This window comes from Evansella sp. AB-rgal1 (assembly GCF_041820985.1).
Taxonomy (GTDB): Bacteria; Bacillota; Bacilli; order Bacillales; family Salisediminibacteriaceae; genus Evansella.
In genome coordinates this window covers 149804-165906 of the sequence record NZ_JBGUAU010000007.1, presented here as the reverse complement: position 1 = coordinate 165906, position 16103 = coordinate 149804, and the positions used below count along the sequence as shown (strand labels likewise).

12 protein-coding genes are annotated in these 16103 nt (G+C 36.6%); 9 read left to right on the top strand and 3 right to left on the bottom strand.

Annotation, left to right across the window (positions count from 1 at the left end; translation table 11 throughout):
- Positions 1 to 278 precede the first annotated feature (278 nt).
- Positions 279 to 1460, bottom strand: a complete 1182-nt coding sequence (locus ACERII_RS07895) for a M20 family metallopeptidase (RefSeq protein WP_373641364.1) — start codon at positions 1458 to 1460, stop codon at positions 279 to 281.
- Positions 1461 to 2132: 672 nt separating this feature from the next.
- Entirely contained in the window at positions 2133 to 2879 is a 747-nt protein-coding gene (locus ACERII_RS07890) for a cytochrome c biogenesis CcdA family protein (RefSeq protein ID WP_373641362.1), read from the bottom strand.
- Positions 2880 to 3309: 430 nt separating this feature from the next.
- Between ACERII_RS07890 and ACERII_RS07885 the strand changes: the two genes are divergently transcribed.
- The 4 genes from ACERII_RS07885 to hemY all read left to right on the top strand — a co-directional run bounded on the left by ACERII_RS07885 (position 3310) and on the right by hemY (position 9133).
- On the top strand, positions 3310 to 5472 hold the full coding sequence (locus ACERII_RS07885) for a transglycosylase domain-containing protein (protein ID WP_373641361.1): 2163 nt from the start codon (positions 3310 to 3312) through the stop codon (positions 5470 to 5472).
- A gap of 237 nt (positions 5473 to 5709) precedes the next feature.
- Positions 5710 to 6759: a uroporphyrinogen decarboxylase gene (hemE, locus tag ACERII_RS07880; RefSeq protein ID WP_373641360.1), complete on the top strand. Its 1050-nt coding sequence runs from the start codon at positions 5710 to 5712 to the stop codon at positions 6757 to 6759.
- A 19-nt stretch (positions 6760 to 6778) separates the two neighbouring features.
- Positions 6779 to 7714: a ferrochelatase gene (gene hemH, locus ACERII_RS07875; RefSeq protein ID WP_373641358.1), complete on the top strand. Its 936-nt coding sequence runs from the start codon at positions 6779 to 6781 to the stop codon at positions 7712 to 7714.
- The gene (hemY, locus tag ACERII_RS07870) at positions 7715 to 9133 is read left to right on the top strand and encodes a protoporphyrinogen oxidase (protein ID WP_373641357.1); all 1419 of its coding nucleotides are present in this window, start codon (positions 7715 to 7717) and stop codon (positions 9131 to 9133) included.
- 81 nt (positions 9134 to 9214) lie between these two features.
- Here the strand turns inward: hemY and ACERII_RS07865 are convergent, their stop codons facing one another.
- Positions 9215 to 10528: an anaerobic C4-dicarboxylate transporter family protein gene (locus tag ACERII_RS07865; protein ID WP_373641355.1), complete on the bottom strand. Its 1314-nt coding sequence runs from the start codon at positions 10526 to 10528 to the stop codon at positions 9215 to 9217.
- A gap of 461 nt (positions 10529 to 10989) precedes the next feature.
- On the opposite strand from ACERII_RS07865, the gene ACERII_RS07860 reads away from it, so the two are divergent.
- The 5 genes from ACERII_RS07860 to pheA all read left to right on the top strand — a co-directional run bounded on the left by ACERII_RS07860 (position 10990) and on the right by pheA (position 15983).
- The gene (locus ACERII_RS07860) at positions 10990 to 12135 is read left to right on the top strand and encodes a sensor histidine kinase (protein ID WP_373641354.1); all 1146 of its coding nucleotides are present in this window, start codon (positions 10990 to 10992) and stop codon (positions 12133 to 12135) included.
- 84 nt (positions 12136 to 12219) lie between these two features.
- Positions 12220 to 12753 (top strand): Spo0B C-terminal domain-containing protein, encoded by a 534-nt coding sequence (locus ACERII_RS07855; RefSeq protein ID WP_373641352.1) that lies wholly within the window; start codon positions 12220 to 12222, stop codon positions 12751 to 12753.
- Positions 12754 to 12931: 178 nt separating this feature from the next.
- Positions 12932 to 14215 carry a GTPase ObgE gene (gene obgE, locus ACERII_RS07850; protein WP_373641350.1) on the top strand — a complete coding sequence of 428 codons (1284 nt, stop codon included), beginning with the start codon at positions 12932 to 12934 and terminating at the stop codon, positions 14213 to 14215.
- A 460-nt stretch (positions 14216 to 14675) separates the two neighbouring features.
- Positions 14676 to 15083 (top strand): ACT domain-containing protein, encoded by a 408-nt coding sequence (locus ACERII_RS07845; RefSeq protein ID WP_373641427.1) that lies wholly within the window; start codon positions 14676 to 14678, stop codon positions 15081 to 15083.
- 18 nt (positions 15084 to 15101) lie between these two features.
- Entirely contained in the window at positions 15102 to 15983 is an 882-nt protein-coding gene (gene pheA / locus ACERII_RS07840) for a prephenate dehydratase (protein ID WP_373641349.1), read from the top strand.
- The last annotated feature ends 120 nt before the right edge of the window (positions 15984 to 16103 follow it).

The window sequence follows — 16103 nt, the reverse complement described above, 5'->3', positions numbered from 1 at the left end:
TTAGAGATTCTGGAATGAGTGATTTAGAGAGGGAGGGTGGATTTGAATGTGGTGTTGAATTCCCGAAGGCGATGGAGAGAGTGTTAAACGGGAATTGAAGGTAGTTTCCAATTCCCGAAAGAGCAAAGGTATCCCCTAAGGGAAGCTTTCAAATCGGTAACAGATTAGAAGCGACGAGGGAGCTAGTTTAAACTAAATTAAATATAAAGGGCACTGACTAAGGAGTACTTCCATTATTCAATGCCCCAATAAGATATTCTAATGTAATATTATTTTTTTTAATTATAAGTGCGAAAAGCAGTTAGGGTCACTTTTCCTAATGTTTTTGCAGCTAGTAGCATGGATCTCTCATCAATTTCAAACCTCGGATGGTGATGTGGATATGCTTCTTCCCAATCAGGGTGCTTTGCTCCTGTAAAAAAGAAAGCACCTTTCACTTGACGTAAGTAGTAGGCAAAATCTTCTCCACCCATTTGTGGCTTCGCATTTTCTACTTCTTTAATGCCAGGTATTGTTTCTGCGACCTTACTAAGTAGGAGTGCTTCTTCTTCATGATTGATAAGAGCAGGATACCCTTTATAATATTCAAGTTTCGCTTCTGCTCCGAAACTACTGGCAATCCCAGATACAATAAGGTTCATTTCATTTATAATTTGATCCTGAACATCTTCGCTAAAAGTCCTTACCGTACCTACAAGTTTTGCTGTATCTGCAATAACATTAAATGCATTCTTTGCTTCAAATGCCCCAAAACTAAGAACAGCAGAATCCATTGGATCCACACGTCTACTTACGATGTGTTGTAGTGATTGAACAATTTGTGAACCTAATAAAATGGAATCCTTCGTATGATGTGGTTGGGCACCGTGTCCACCTTTTCCTTGAATGAAAATTTCAAATCTATCAGCAGCTGCCATCATTGGACCAGTAGTGTATTGAATTTTTCCCAGCGCTTCAGTTGCCCATAGATGAGTACCAAAGATTACATCCACTCCATCGAGACAGCCATCTTCAATCATTGGTTTGGCTCCCCCAGGTGCGTATTCTTCCGCATGTTGATGAATAAAAACAATAGAACCTTCTAACTCATCTTTCATTTCACAAAAGGCTTTTGCTAAAACTAATAGCTGAGCTGTATGGCCATCATGACCACATGCATGCATAACTCCATTATTCTTTGATTTATAAGGAACATCATTTTCTTCTTGTATCGGCAGTGCGTCGAAGTCTGCTCTCAGGGCAACTGTTGGACCTGGCTTGGCACCACGTAAGGTAGCAACCACACCTCTTCCTCCTACCCCTTCACGAACGACATGTCCAAGCTGTTTATGGTAGTTTGCAATATATTTAGGGGTTTCAACCTCCTCAAAGGATAGCTCGGGATACTGGTGTAAATAACGTCGTATATCTACCATCTCTTCATAATATCTTTCTAGAAGTTGTTCAAGCTTTTCAAACATTCTTCTCATCTCCTCTACATCTTGCGTCCTTAACTCATTCGACAAAGTTTTTTTATTTTCCTTTTTCCTCTAAAAAGATCTTGCTATATCTTTATGAGAATAGTTGCGGAAACAGAATAGTTTATGGAAGGAGTGTGGATAAATTAGCTGGTGATTTTTCTGTTAAATGTGTCGAATGCTGCAGAGATTGATCTTGGGTTCAGGAGGTAAAGTGTAACTTCGGAGCGAGATCGTGCCTTTCAGAAACGTTTTTGCTTGTGAAGGTAACGATTAGAGCGTAATCGAGCCTTTCAAAAGCGTTTTGTCTCATGAAAGGTGCGATCAGAGCGTAATCGAGCCTTTCAAAAGCGTTTTGTCTCATGAAAGGTGCGATCAGAGCGAAATCGAGCCTTTTAGAAGTGTTTTGTCTCGTGAAAGGAGCGATCAGAGCGAAAGCGAACCTTTGAGAAGTGTTTTTACTCGTGAAAGGTGCGATCAGAGCGTGATCGCACCTTTGAGAAACGTTTTCGCTCGTGAAGGGAACGATAAGAGCGTGATCGCCCCTTTGAGAAACGTTTTCGCTCGTAAAGGGAACGATAAGAGTGGAATCGAGCCTGTTAGAAGAGTAAAAGACAGTAATACAAAAAGCTCCTCTCATTTAATATGAGAAGAGGCTTTGAAGGAACAATCTTATTAAATATTAAATGGAATAAACTGAGATAAGTATGCTGCTATAGTGGAGAATACACCAGTGAATAGCATGACACCTAAGATAATCATTATTACACCACTAGTTTTTTGAATCATTGGTAGGTAACGGTTAATATTTCTGATTTTATCAATGGACTTTGAGTAAAGAAGAGCAACTAATAAAAATGGGATACCTAACCCTAGTGAGTAAGCAAGTAAAAGGATCATTGCCCCAAATGTATTTGTGCTTTGTGCTGCCAAGGTTAAAATAGATCCTAATACGAGTCCAATACAAGGCGTCCAGCCAGCGGCAAAGACTAACCCAAATAGAACGGATCGTCCAAAGCTTGTTGTTTTTGATGGCTTTGACATTCTTTTCTCACTTAGTAGAAACGTAATATTAAAAATTCCGATAAGCTGAAGACCAAATAAAACGATAATAATTCCACCAAGTCGTTCTAGTAGCTCACGGTTTTGAAAGAAAATATTACCTAGAAATGAAGATGTAGCTCCTAACACTAGAAAGATAGATGTAAATCCAATAATAAAGCCGATGCTTCTTGAAATGATTAGTTGTCGATCAGCCAATACCTTGTTGTCTGAGATGTTGCTTCCTGTTAATTGTGCAATATAGGCTGGAACGAGAGGGAACACACATGGTGACAAAAATGATATGACCCCTGCGAATAATGCTATCCAGATAGAAATAAACGTAAACTCATTTATGATAAAGATGCTTGCTAACTCCATTAATAAACCCTCCAAGATTGTTACGTACATAGTTCATTATTAACATACCTTTCTATCTTAGTATATGGGAGTTGTTTTTTCTACTATTACTGCTCATTAAATATAGTTGTAAAAAATAAAAAGGAAAATTGTACAAGATTAGTGTTTTTGAAACATTATTTGATTTTTTTCGTAAATAATAAAACTGTATCTCTCTTTTAACTAATAATTAGTCTATCCTGAAAATACGGGAGTTCGTGGACTTACGCTCATTCCATAGAAAAATGAATGGTACTAATATACTTCATAAGTATTTTCATCCCCATATGCAAATTTTCATGTGCATGGAATTCTACTTAAAAAGTCGTATTCGCCAATATTTGCTTTTCTTATCTATAGCTCGCCAAATTTCGCAACATACAGTAAGATAAAACTTGTGGAGGTGAGGAAGATGAAACGTATTTTGTTTGTAAGTATCTTTTTCCTAGCTATTATTATCTTTGGTTTTTCCATATATTTAGGAGTTATTTTGTTTGGTAATTATGCAATAGACAATAAAGAGCTTGTTATGAATGCTTCAACGACAATTGAGGACCAACATGGACAAGAAATCTCTAAACTGTTTATTGAAAATAGAGAATTAGTATCTATAGAAGAAATTCCTGATTTTGTGCAGCAAGCATTTTTAGCTGTAGAAGATCATCGGTTTTATTCTCATAGAGGTTTTGATGTTAGGTCTATAGGTAGAGCATTGTACCGGGATTTGAGAGTAGGTTCAAAGGTTGAAGGAGGAAGTACGATAACTCAGCAGTTAGCTAAAAATGTATTTCTATCCAATGAAAAAACTTTGTTAAGAAAAACAAAAGAAGTGTTAATTGCTGTTAACTTAGAGTATCGCTATTCGAAAGATGAAATATTAGAAATGTACCTTAACAGAATATATTTTGGACACGGTGCTCATGGGATACAAGCAGCGAGTAAGTTGTATTTTGATAAACAGGTAAGTGAGCTAACTATTGAAGAAGGAGCTTTATTGGCTTCCCTTCCGAAAGCTCCAAATAATTATTCTCCAATAAAAGACATAGAAAGAAGTAAGGAACGGCGAGATCTTGTTTTAGGTTTAATGGAGCGAAGGGGTTTCTTATCAGCAGAGGAAGTAGTGCGGCTTCAAGGAAGAACTGTTTCTTTAAATGAATCCCCGATAACAGCAAACCCTGCTTATCATTCTTATGTTGACCTTGTATTAGAAGAGGCAGAAAGTAAATATCGACTATCAAGGGATGAGATTTTACGAGGAGGTTACCGCATAATCGTAGAAATGGATAAGCAATTGCAGCAAGTAACATATGATAGTTTTCAAAATGATAGTCTTTTTCCATCTTCTTTGGGAGAAAATGATGTAGAGGGAAGTATCGTTCTTCTAAATAATGAGACTGGTGGTGTTGTTGCAGTTCAAGGGGGGCGTAATTATGTCCAACAAGGTTTTCACCGAGCAAATGCTAAACGGCAGCCTGGTTCAATCTTCAAGCCCCTTGCAGTATATGCTCCTGCATTAGAGTCAGGAATCTATCATCCCTATTCCTTGTTACCAGATCAATTGATTGATTATGATGGTTATGTTCCTCGAAACTTTAACAATCATTACCTGGGGGAAGTAACAATGTATGATGCAATCAAAGACTCTGCCAATGCTCCTGCTGTTTGGTTATTAAATGAACTGGGAATAGATTCGGTGCGGAAGGATTTACAGAATCATAACTTGAACATAACAGACGATGGATTGGGAATAGCCTTAGGTGGTCTTCATGAAGGAGTAAGTACCTTGGAAATGGCAGCTGCTTATAGTGTATATGCCAATGGAGGTACGTACAATGAGCCCACATTTATTCGCGAAATCTATGATAGAAATGGTACATTAATTGCGGAAAGAGAAGGTACGTCAAAACAAGTTGTCTCTAAACAAACTGCATGGTATATGACAAGAATGTTAGAAGCAGCAGTAAAGGATGGAACGGGAATTTCCGGATTCTATGAGGGAGCTCTTGCTGGAAAAACAGGTACTACTTCATATGAAGCAGTTGCTGGTGCAAATAGAGATATATGGTTTGCAGGGTACACACCGACGATTTCGGGAGCAGTCTGGATGGGGTATGATAGAACAGATGAAGAACATTATTTGACAGTAGGCAGTAGTGTACCTACATCACTTTTTAAACACGTATTAAACGAATATAGGAAAGAGATGCATAGAGAGATGGCTTTCCAGATTCCTGTAGGAGTAGAAGACATTGCTGAACCAATACGCTTTGTAGCAATTAATGATTTATCAGCAAACGTATCTATTGGATGGAGAGGTGCAACTGTTCATCTTCAATGGTCTGGAAGTGAAGATGATCGACTTTCTTATGTTATTTATGAGAAAAGTGATGGTAATATAAAGAAAGTTGCTACTGTTGATGGCGAACATGAATATACAATAAGCGGAGCAAACCTTTTTTCTCTAAATTCGTACTATATTGTTCCGTTTAATCCACAAATAGAAAAAGAAGGGGAACCGTCCAACACTGTCAAAGCACAATTTCGTCTATTTTCACAAGAGGATAAAGCATCCTAATTAATAGGTAAGAGAGGGTGATCAACTAATGGGTCTCCCTCTTTCCTTTGATTTTTTAAAGAAGTAGGTTAACCTAATATAGGAAAAGATTTAAACGTGTGAAAATGTGACGATATTGTGAAGGGGAGTACCCCTTGCGTGACAGGTGAAATAGTACTTTAGTATAGTTAATACGATTTGTAAAACTTATAAGTGTAAATAATACGATGGTATAGATACAGACAAGGGGTGGCAGATGTGAGTGAATTTAATGATCAATTTTTAAAAGCATGTAGGCAAGAAGAAATAAAGCATGTACCTGTTTGGTATATGCGTCAGGCGGGGCGTTCACAACCTGAATACCGAGAACTTAAAAAGAAATATAGTCTAGAGGAAATAACTCATAGACCGGAAACATGTGCATATGTTACGAAGTTACCTGTTGATCAATACAATAATGATGCAGCAATATTATATAAAGATATTATGACTCCGTTACCTGCAATTGGAGTAGATGTAGAGATAAAAGCAGGAATAGGTCCTGTTATACATAATCCAATCGAGGGGCTTCAAGATGTAATGAAATTAGGAACAATTGAGCCAGAGAAGGATGTAGATTACGTATTAGAGACAATTAAGATTTTACGAAAACAGTTGACTGTTCCACTTATTAGTTTTAGTGGAGCTCCTTTTACCTTAGCAAGCTATTTAATTGAAGGTGGTCCATCAAAGAATTACAATAAAGTGAAAGCGTTCATGTATTCACAAACAGATGCTTGGTTTTTATTAATGGATAAATTAGCGGATATGACTGTTACGTATGTAAAAGCACAAATCCAAGCTGGGGCACAGGCAATACAAATTTTTGATTCTTGGGTAGGGGCTTTAAATCAAGAAGATTATCGTATTTTTGTTAAACCAATTATGGAGAGAATCTTCACGGAACTAAGAGGGGAAGGCGTTCCTTTAATTACATTTGGTGTTGGGGCAAGACATCTAACAAAGGATTGGCATGAATTACCATTAGATGTAGTTGGCTTGGATTGGAGATATCCAATTGCCGAAGCAAGAAAAGATGGTATTTCAAAAACGGTTCAAGGAAACTTGGATCCTTGTGTGTTAATGGCGCCATGGAATGTAATCGAAGGAAAAGCGAAGGCAATTATCGATCAAGGTTTAGAGCATCCTGGGTTCATTTTCAATTTAGGTCATGGAGTTTTCCCAGAAATACAACCGGAAACATTAAAAAGACTAACAAGTTTCGTACATGAATATTCCGCAGAGAAAATTTCAGAGATGAAAAAATAAATATAGAAGGAGTAGGACGATGAAGAAAACAATTGGGTTATTAGTTATGGCATATGGTACACCAAGAAGTCTTGAGGAAGTGGAACCTTACTACACGCATATTCGGAGAGGAAGAAAGCCGTCACAAGAGCAATTGGATGATTTAGTTGGTCGCTATGAAGCAATTGGTGGAATATCCCCTCTTGCGAAGATTACTCAAGATCAGACGAAAAAGTTAGAAGAAGAGTTAAATACACGATTTGATTCGATTGAATTTAAGTCCTATCAAGGGTTAAAACATATTGACCCGTTTATTGAGGATGCAGTTCATCAGATGAAAGAAGATGGAATAAAGGAAGCAGTTAGCATCGTGTTAGCTCCTCATTATTCTACATTTAGTGTGAAATCTTACAATGGACGAGCAAAAGAAGAATCAGAAAAAATTGATGGACCTACCATCACAAGTGTAGAAAGCTGGTACGATGAGCCAAAGTTTATTGAATATTGGGCAGACCAAATAGTTAAGACGAGAGAAGAAATGACAGAACAAGAAAGAGCGAATCATGTAGTTATTTTTTCCGCTCACAGTTTACCAGAGAAAATTTTACAAAGTGGAGACCCTTACCCTGATCAATTAAAGGAAACAGCTGCTCTTATTGCTGAAAAAGCAGGAGTTACCCATTACGAAATTGGTTGGCAAAGTGAAGGGAATACTCCAGAACCTTGGTTAGGGCCTGATGTACAAGACCTAACTCGTGATTTATATGAAAAGCATAAGTACGAAGCGTTTGTATACTGTCCTGTTGGTTTTGTAGCAGATCATTTAGAAGTTTTATTTGATAATGATTACGAATGCAAAGTGGTTACAGATGAGTTGAAAGTCGGATATTATCGTCCAGAAATGCCGAATGCTAAACCTGAGTTTATTGATACACTGGCTACTGTTATTGAGAAACTTTTAGAGGAAGATAAATAAATGGCAAAGAAACGAATCGCAATAATAGGTGGAGGAATTACTGGACTAAGTGCGGCGTTTTATTTACAAAAGGAATTGCAAGATAATCAGATAGATGCTGAGTTTTCCCTTTACGAAGGTTCCACAAAACTAGGGGGAAAGATCGACACAGATTACTCTAATGGATTTGTAATGGAATTAGGTCCAGATTCCTTTTTGGCGCGAAAACAAAGCGCTGCTCAACTTGCGAAGGAAGTAGGACTAGGGGATGAATTAGTTTATAATACATCAGGTAAATCTTATATACTTCACGAGGGAAGACTTTATCCAATGCCTGGTGGTGCCATAATGGGAATTCCAACACAATGGGGCCCATTCTTAGGTACAAAATTATTCTCACCTGCAGGTAAAGCAAGAGCAGCAGGGGATTTATTTTTACCGAAAGTGATGAAAAATGGCGAAGATGTTTCATTAGGTACTTTCTTTAGGAAGAGACTTGGCAATGAAGTAGTGGAGAGGTTGATTGAGCCATTATTATCTGGTATATATGCAGGGAATATTGATCGATTAAGTCTAAAAGCAACGTTCCCCCATTTTCAGCAAATTGAAGCGAAGTATGGTAGTTTAATTGTTGGAATGAAGTCATCCATTGCCAAGCGAGAAAGCGGTACTCCGAAAGAGAAAAAAGGGAAGCCTAGAGGGATGTTTCTTTCGTTTAAGCGAGGATTACAATCTCTAGTTGATGCTGTTGAGCAGCAACTAGAAGAGGGAACAGTAAAGAAGAATGCGAAATTAACAGACTTACAAAAAAAAGAAGATAAATACATATTATCTTTTGAGGATGGTACAACAGATGTGGTAGATTATATTGTTCTTGCAACACCACATCATAATACTCATAAAGTGTTAGAACAATATTCATTTTCAAAGTATTTAGGAGAAATACCTTCTACTTCTGTAGCAACGATCGTACTTGGTTTTCCAAAAACAGCTATTAAAAAAGATATAGATGGATCTGGTTTCGTAGTATCAAAGAAAACGGATTATTCGATTACAGCCTGTACGTGGACACATAGGAAATGGGAGCATTCAACACCACCTGGATATGCTCTATTGCGTGGCTATGTAGGGCGTGCTGGGGATGATGCAATCGTTTCTAAATCAGACGAAGAAATAGTAGAAGTTGTTCTAAAAGATCTCGGGAAAATAATGGAGATTAATGGTAAGCCGGAGTTTTATAAGGTCACTAGGTGGAAAAAAGCAATGCCGCAATACGAGGTTGGGCATACGACGAAACTGGCAGAAGTAAATGATGGTTTGAAGAGAGACCTACCTGGAGTATACATTGCGGGCGGATCCTATAAAGGTATCGGCATTCCTGATTGTATTGACCAAGGGAAACAGGCAGTTACAGAAATAATTTCCCAATTGAAGAAGTAAGATAAAAAGAATAGTATCCTTAATTGTCGTATTATTAATAAACGCCCGCTGAATATAATTCCAACGGGCGTTTTTATTATTTTATAAAAATAAGAATACTAGTAGGAAGCCTAATGCAACGGAACACACACACGTTATTAAACCTGGAATCATAAAGCTGTGATTAAATACAAACTTTCCTATCTTTGTCGATCCAGTTCTATCAAAACCAATTGCTGCAATAATGGGGCCATAATTAGGCATAAAGAAGTAACCATTTACAGCTGGGAACATAGCAATTAGAAAAATTGGTGATATGCCTAGACTTAAACCTAACGGTACTAAAGCTCGAACTGTTGCTGCCTGGCTATTAAGGAGGATGGACATTAAAAATAGAGCAAATGCAAAAACCCATGGTGAAGCTGTTACCATTCCTTGAACTCCACTTTGAATTGTATCCATGTTTGCCTGGATGAACGTATCACCCATCCATGCAATACCAAAAATAGCTACGACTGCTACGATACCTGCACGAAATACACTTCCTGTAGCTAGTTTTTGAACATCTGCTTTACAGAAAACAATAATTAATGCTGATATTGTCAACATAATTATTTGAATGGCATATGGCATGGAAAGTTGTGTATTTCCTTCAGCTCCAGTATAGGTAGGTCTCAGTTCCGGGAAACTTCCAAGTAACACTACAAGAACAGCACCGAATAGAAATAATCCAACTGCAATCTTAGACTTAGTAGTCACTTTTTCCCCTTCACGTACTTGGCGAATTGGTTCCAATCCTTTTTCTATACGTGCCTTGTATTCTGGATCATCTTCAAGCTCCAGACCCTTTTTACGGATGAAAAATGCAGAAACCATAATACCAATAAATGTTGCAGGTATTGTTATACCTATAATCTGTAACAACGTAATACCAAATGGATCTAATAGGGCAAGAAGTGCTACCGTTGCTGCAGAAATAGGACTAGCAGTAATCGCTTGCTGTGAAGCAATTACAGCGATAGAAAGTGGGCGCTCAGGACGTACCTTCGATTCCTGTGCTACTTCTGAAATGACAGGAAGTAATGTATAAGCTACGTGACCTGTACCTGCAAAGAAAGTAAATAAATATGTTACTGTTGGTGCCATAAACGTAATTCTTTCTGGATTTTTTCTTAATGCTTTTTCTGCAAGTGAAACAAGATATTCCATTCCTCCAGCTGCCTGAAGTGCTCCTGCTGCAGTAATAACTGCAACAATCATGAGCATAACATCAATTGGAGGTGCTGTAGGAGGTAACTGAAAACCAAATGCTAAAACAGCTAATCCTACGCCACCTAATACGCCGAGACCAATACCACCAATTCTTGCACCAATAAAAATACAAATAAGGACAACCACAAATTGCAACCAAAACATAGTTTTACATAACATCCCTTCCGTTGAATTTTTGTAAACTCTTGCATCTACATCTTACTGTATCAATGAAGCATAATAATGAATTTGTTCATTATTTCACAAAAAATACAATTTTCATTTTTCAATGCTTATATACGATAGAAATTAACTGTAATAATCTAGTGTGACTTACTTTATTGGTTTGTATTCCATTTATTTTCGTTTACTTTTTTTCTCCAGGTAACGACAAATAATCAATTTTTGTAAAATTCAACTTTGAGTTATAATTTATTAAATTAATTTAGAAAAAAGTAAATTGTATTTAGAACAAGGGGTGTTGAATTACGTATAATTCTATCTAAAATTGTCGTCTGGTTGGTTTTTATCGTAGAAAACACATGTCTTTGTCGTAAATTTCTTTCGCCGTTTATTGCCAAGTTACATTATACTTAAGTTTGGATAAGATAAAGAGGTGAGAGATTGTGACGATAAACCATGAAAAAACAATAGTTGATTTTTTATCAGAAGCTAAGCCTCTTATCTTAGTGGAGATTAATGATATAATTCGGGAGAGCAATGACTTATTTTCAGGAGATAAAGAAAAAGTAGAAATTATATTTATGCAATTAATAGATACATTCTTAGATTATTTAGGGAATAAGAATACTGTTACAAACGAAGGAACTGTTTGTTTAGTGGAGTTAAAAATGGAGAAAAAGATTCCATATGAAAGGCTTCTTCCTCTTCTGGATAAAGTCTATCAAAGTCTTAATAATCACATGGATAGACAGATAATTGATGAGTTGGATAAACTAAAGGGGAAAGTCGCATTAAATTACTTTTTTCAACAATTGTATCGAGACTATTCTATATACATGCATCGGGAAAATGAAGTTAAGTTAATGGGTAAAAATAGAGAAATACATAAATTGAAAAATGAAAGAGTACAAATTTTATCGAAGTTGTCCAATAGTTTTGCACATGAAATTCGAAACCCTTTAACTTCCATCAAAGGGTTTATTCAATTACTAGAAAGTAGATCGAAAAAACATTCCGAAGAGGATCTTTATTTTAATTATATTAATCAGGAGATTAAAGAATTAGAAGAACAAGTGAATCAGATGTTATATTTATCTCATGGGAAAAGTCATCAAGATTTTCACCACAGTCATATCTCCTTAAATGAATTGATTAATAATGCATTAACCACCTTCCAACCTGTTGTAAAGGATAATGATATTCAAATTGATATACAGTTAGAAAAACTAGTCGTTATTCATGGAATTGAAGATCAGTTAAAGCTAGCTTTTTATAAGCTTATTCAGAATGCCATTGATGCACTCCTTATGAAGGAGTTTGGTCGTAAAATAGTAGTGAATTTGGTACAACTCGAAGACTGTGTTCAATTAACTATAGCAAACAATGGTCCGCCAATTCCTTCTCCTATAAAACAAAACATATTTGATCCATTTGTTAGCACAAAGGAACTAGGGAAAGGAATAGGACTATCGATTACCAAACAAATTGTAGAGAAACATAATGGTACCATTTCTTGTTATTCACGAGAAAATTGGATTGAATTTGAGATAAAGTTGCCATTTACTAAAAAAGATACTAACCTTTTATAGTAATATTTTTATATAAATACTAAATAACATCATTACTGTGATATGATATCATTTGGAAGTTGATTAATTTGGGAGTGTTTCATAATGAATAGGGATTGGGATGTCGTAGATGTTTTACGACACTATCGACATGATTGGCTTAATAAGCTCCAACTTATTAAGGGTAATTTAGATATTGGCAGAGTGGAAAAAGTGGAACATATTATTCGTGATGTCATTCAACAGTCAAAAAATGAGAGTGACTTATCAAATATGAATATGGATAAGCTAGCGAAACGCTTACTAACTTTTAATTGGGAAAATCATCCGTATTTATTAACATTTGAGTTAGTAGATGGTACAGCTGACTGGTCTCTATTGGAGGAGAGAGTTTTACGTATCATGAATGAAATTGTGAGTATACTAGATGAACACTCTGTTTACGGAAATGATAATCGATTATTAATCATTTTTAAGGATGTTAGGAATTTTGAATTGGAACTGGACTTTGATGGGTATCTTAAAATAGATGATAAATTAGAGGAAACCTTTTTAAATCTAAGAGAGACATATCAGGGAATTACAAAAATGGAATGGGATGGTCACGGATGTTATGTAAGAGTAGCATTCCATGACTGATGTTTTTCAAATTACAAAAGATAAATGAATCAATCAATGTCTAGCTCAAGGCGCCATCACCTCGTGTCAAATAACCTGCCCGATTAAAAGCAAAAAAATGCTTTTTATCGTCCAGAACATTCGCATTGGGTGATGAGAGTGCGCCTTGCGCTTTTCTAATAACGAGGTGAAATACTAAATGTTTGTAGACAAGGTCAAGATATATGTAAAAGCTGGCGATGGTGGTAATGGTATGGTTGCATATCGTCGTGAAAAGTATGTTCCAGATGGAGGACCCGCTGGAGGTGACGGTGGGAAAGGTGCCAATGTTGTTTTCGTTGTGGAAGAAGGATTACGTACATTAATGGACTTTCGTTACCAGCGTCATTTTAAAGCTGATAGAGGTGAAAATGGTCGTCCTAAAAACCAACATGGGAAAAGTCGAGATGATATGTTAGTGAAGGTTCCGCCGGGAACAACTGTCATTGATGAAGATACTGGGAAGATTATCGCTGATTTAACGGAGCAAGGACAACAGGCGGTTATTGCTCGTGGTGGTCGTGGTGGTCGAGGGAACAGTCGCTTTGCAACCCCTGCTAATCCAGCACCAGAAATTGCAGAAAATGGACAACCAGGAGAAGAAAGAAACTTAGTTCTTGAATTAAAGGTACTTGCAGATGTAGGGCTTGTTGGTTTCCCGAGTGTTGGGAAATCTACTCTTCTTTCTGTTGTCTCAGCAGCAAGACCTAAAATTGCTGATTATCATTTTACTACACTCACTCCAAATTTAGGGGTTGTTGAAACAGATGATAATCGAAGCTTTGTTATGGCTGATTTGCCAGGATTAATTGAAGGGGCTCATTCTGGGGTTGGATTGGGTCATCAATTTTTACGACATATAGAGCGTACTCGAGTAATTGTACATGTAATTGACATGAGTGGTTTAGAAGGAAGAGATCCTTATGAAGATTATGTAACAATTAACGAGGAGTTGAAGCAATATAATCTTCGACTAACAGAAAGACCTCAAATCATAGTAGCTAACAAAATGGATATTCCTTCCTCTGAAGAAAACTTAGAGGAATTCCGTAAAAAAATTGGTGATGATGTTTCCATTCACGCAATATCAGCTGTTACAAAAAAAGGCTTAACAAATCTGTTACGAGAAGTAATGGACAAAGTGGAATCTACACCAGAGTTTCCATTGTATGAAGAGGAACAAATTGAACAACGAGTGGTTTATAAGTTTAATAAACGAGAAGATCCATTCCAGATTTCCCGTGATGATGATGGTGCCTATGTCATTGAAGGCCATGAGATTGAAACATTATTCAAGATGACAAACTTTGATCGAGATGATTCAGTCAAACGATTTGCTCGTCAAATGCGACATATGGGTATTGATCAGGCATTACGTGATCGAGGTGCTGAGGATGGGGATACGGTACGTATTCTCAACTACGAATTTGAATTTGTTGAATAACATCTTGTTGGAGCGATCCCTTTTTAGGGGTTGCTTTTTTTGTTGTTAAGCGTACTATATTTTTTTGACCTGTATATAACTAGTTGTGTCATGGTAAGAAGTCCAGCTCCAGCGCCTACTAGCACCTCGATAAACTCGTTCGCAAAGCTGCATAGGAGCTATCCAGGCAGTTCTTCGCTCAAGGTCAAATAACCTGCCAGATATAAAAGTGTAAGATCTCACTTTTAATCTGGCAGAACAATTGCATTTCAGTCATAAGAGGGAGCCTTAAGGTTTCACAAAGCCATTTAACTAATCAGCATACATGTTAGTGAATGAAATAGGTATGCTTTTTCAAAATTTTTAGGTAAATTTTGTTGTCAATAGTTATGTTCGTCTTTATAATGAATAAATAGTACCAATTAAGGTGGTGAATAAGGTGGGAAAACGAACAGATCAATTTTACCTAGTTCGCGAAGATATGCTTCCAGAAGCAATGCTAAAAACGGTAGAGGCTAAGCAATTATTAGAAAGTGGAAAATGTGAAAAAATAAATGTTGCTGTACAACAAGTGGATTTAAGCCGCAGTGCTTTTTATAAATATAAGGATGGTATCTTTCCGTTCCATACAATGGTAAAAGAAAAAATTATTACCCTATCTATCCACCTGGAAGATCGATCAGGAACTTTATCAAAGTTATTATCTCTAATTGCACAAACAGGTGCTAATGTATTAACAATAAACCAAACAATACCATTACAAGGACGAGCAACCATTACGTTGTCCATAGAAACGGCAGCAATGAATGATAATGTAACTATTTTATTAAAAAAAATAGAACAATTAGATTCTGTTGTTAAAGTTGAATTAATTGGTTCAGGAACATAAGGAAAGGAGATTTTATCTGTGACCAATCATACCGTAGCCTTTTTGGGACCTAAAGGCTCATTTACAGAGGCAGCTGCACGAGCTATTTACCCAAATGAAACACATATTCCTTTCCGGACGATTCCAGATTGTATGGATGCAGTAAAGGAAGACAAAGCGGAATGTGCTGTTGTCCCCTTAGAAAATGCAATAGAAGGATCTGTAAATATTACTCTAGATTATCTAATCCATCATCAAAGAATGGCAATGGTTGCAGAAGTTACTGCTCCCATTCATCAAAATTTGTTAGTGAAAAAGGAACATGCTTCCTTGTGGAAAGAAATAAAAACTGTTTATTCTCATCCACAAGCAATTGCTCAATGTCATCAATTTCTTCGTGAATATTTGCCAAATGCAAACATTGAATACATGAGTTCTACTGCTGAAGCAGCTAGGTTTATCAGTGAAATGCAGGAAGGGAAAGCTGGTGCAATAGGAAATATCATATCCGCGAAAGAATACAACTTAGAAATTGCCAGGTCTAACATTAATGATTATGAAAATAATCAGACGCGTTTTATTGTGTTAAGGAAAGGCTCACTGGAAGATTTCAATCCTGATTGTTCTACAGTGACTCATAAAACAACACTTATGATTACCTTACCTTCAGATTTTTCTGGTGCATTACACCAAGTATTGTCAGCCTTTGCTTGGCGAAAAATTAACTTGAGTAAAATAGAGTCAAGACCGATGAAAACTGGTCTAGGAAATTATTTTTTTATCATTGATGTAGATATGAAGATGGATGATGTATTAATCCCAGGGGTTCAAGAGGAATTAAAAGCACTTGGCTGCGGAATCGAAGTTTTGGGAAGTTATCCATGTTATCAATGGGAATCTTTGTTTACGATTAAAAAATAACGATATCTTAAAGGCATAGTAAAGAGGGCAGTGTTCCCTTCTCTATGCTTTTTTTGTTTTCCTTTAGCATGAGCGAACAATAATCACCTTATGTGTGCTTAACTATAGCTAAGAAGGTGA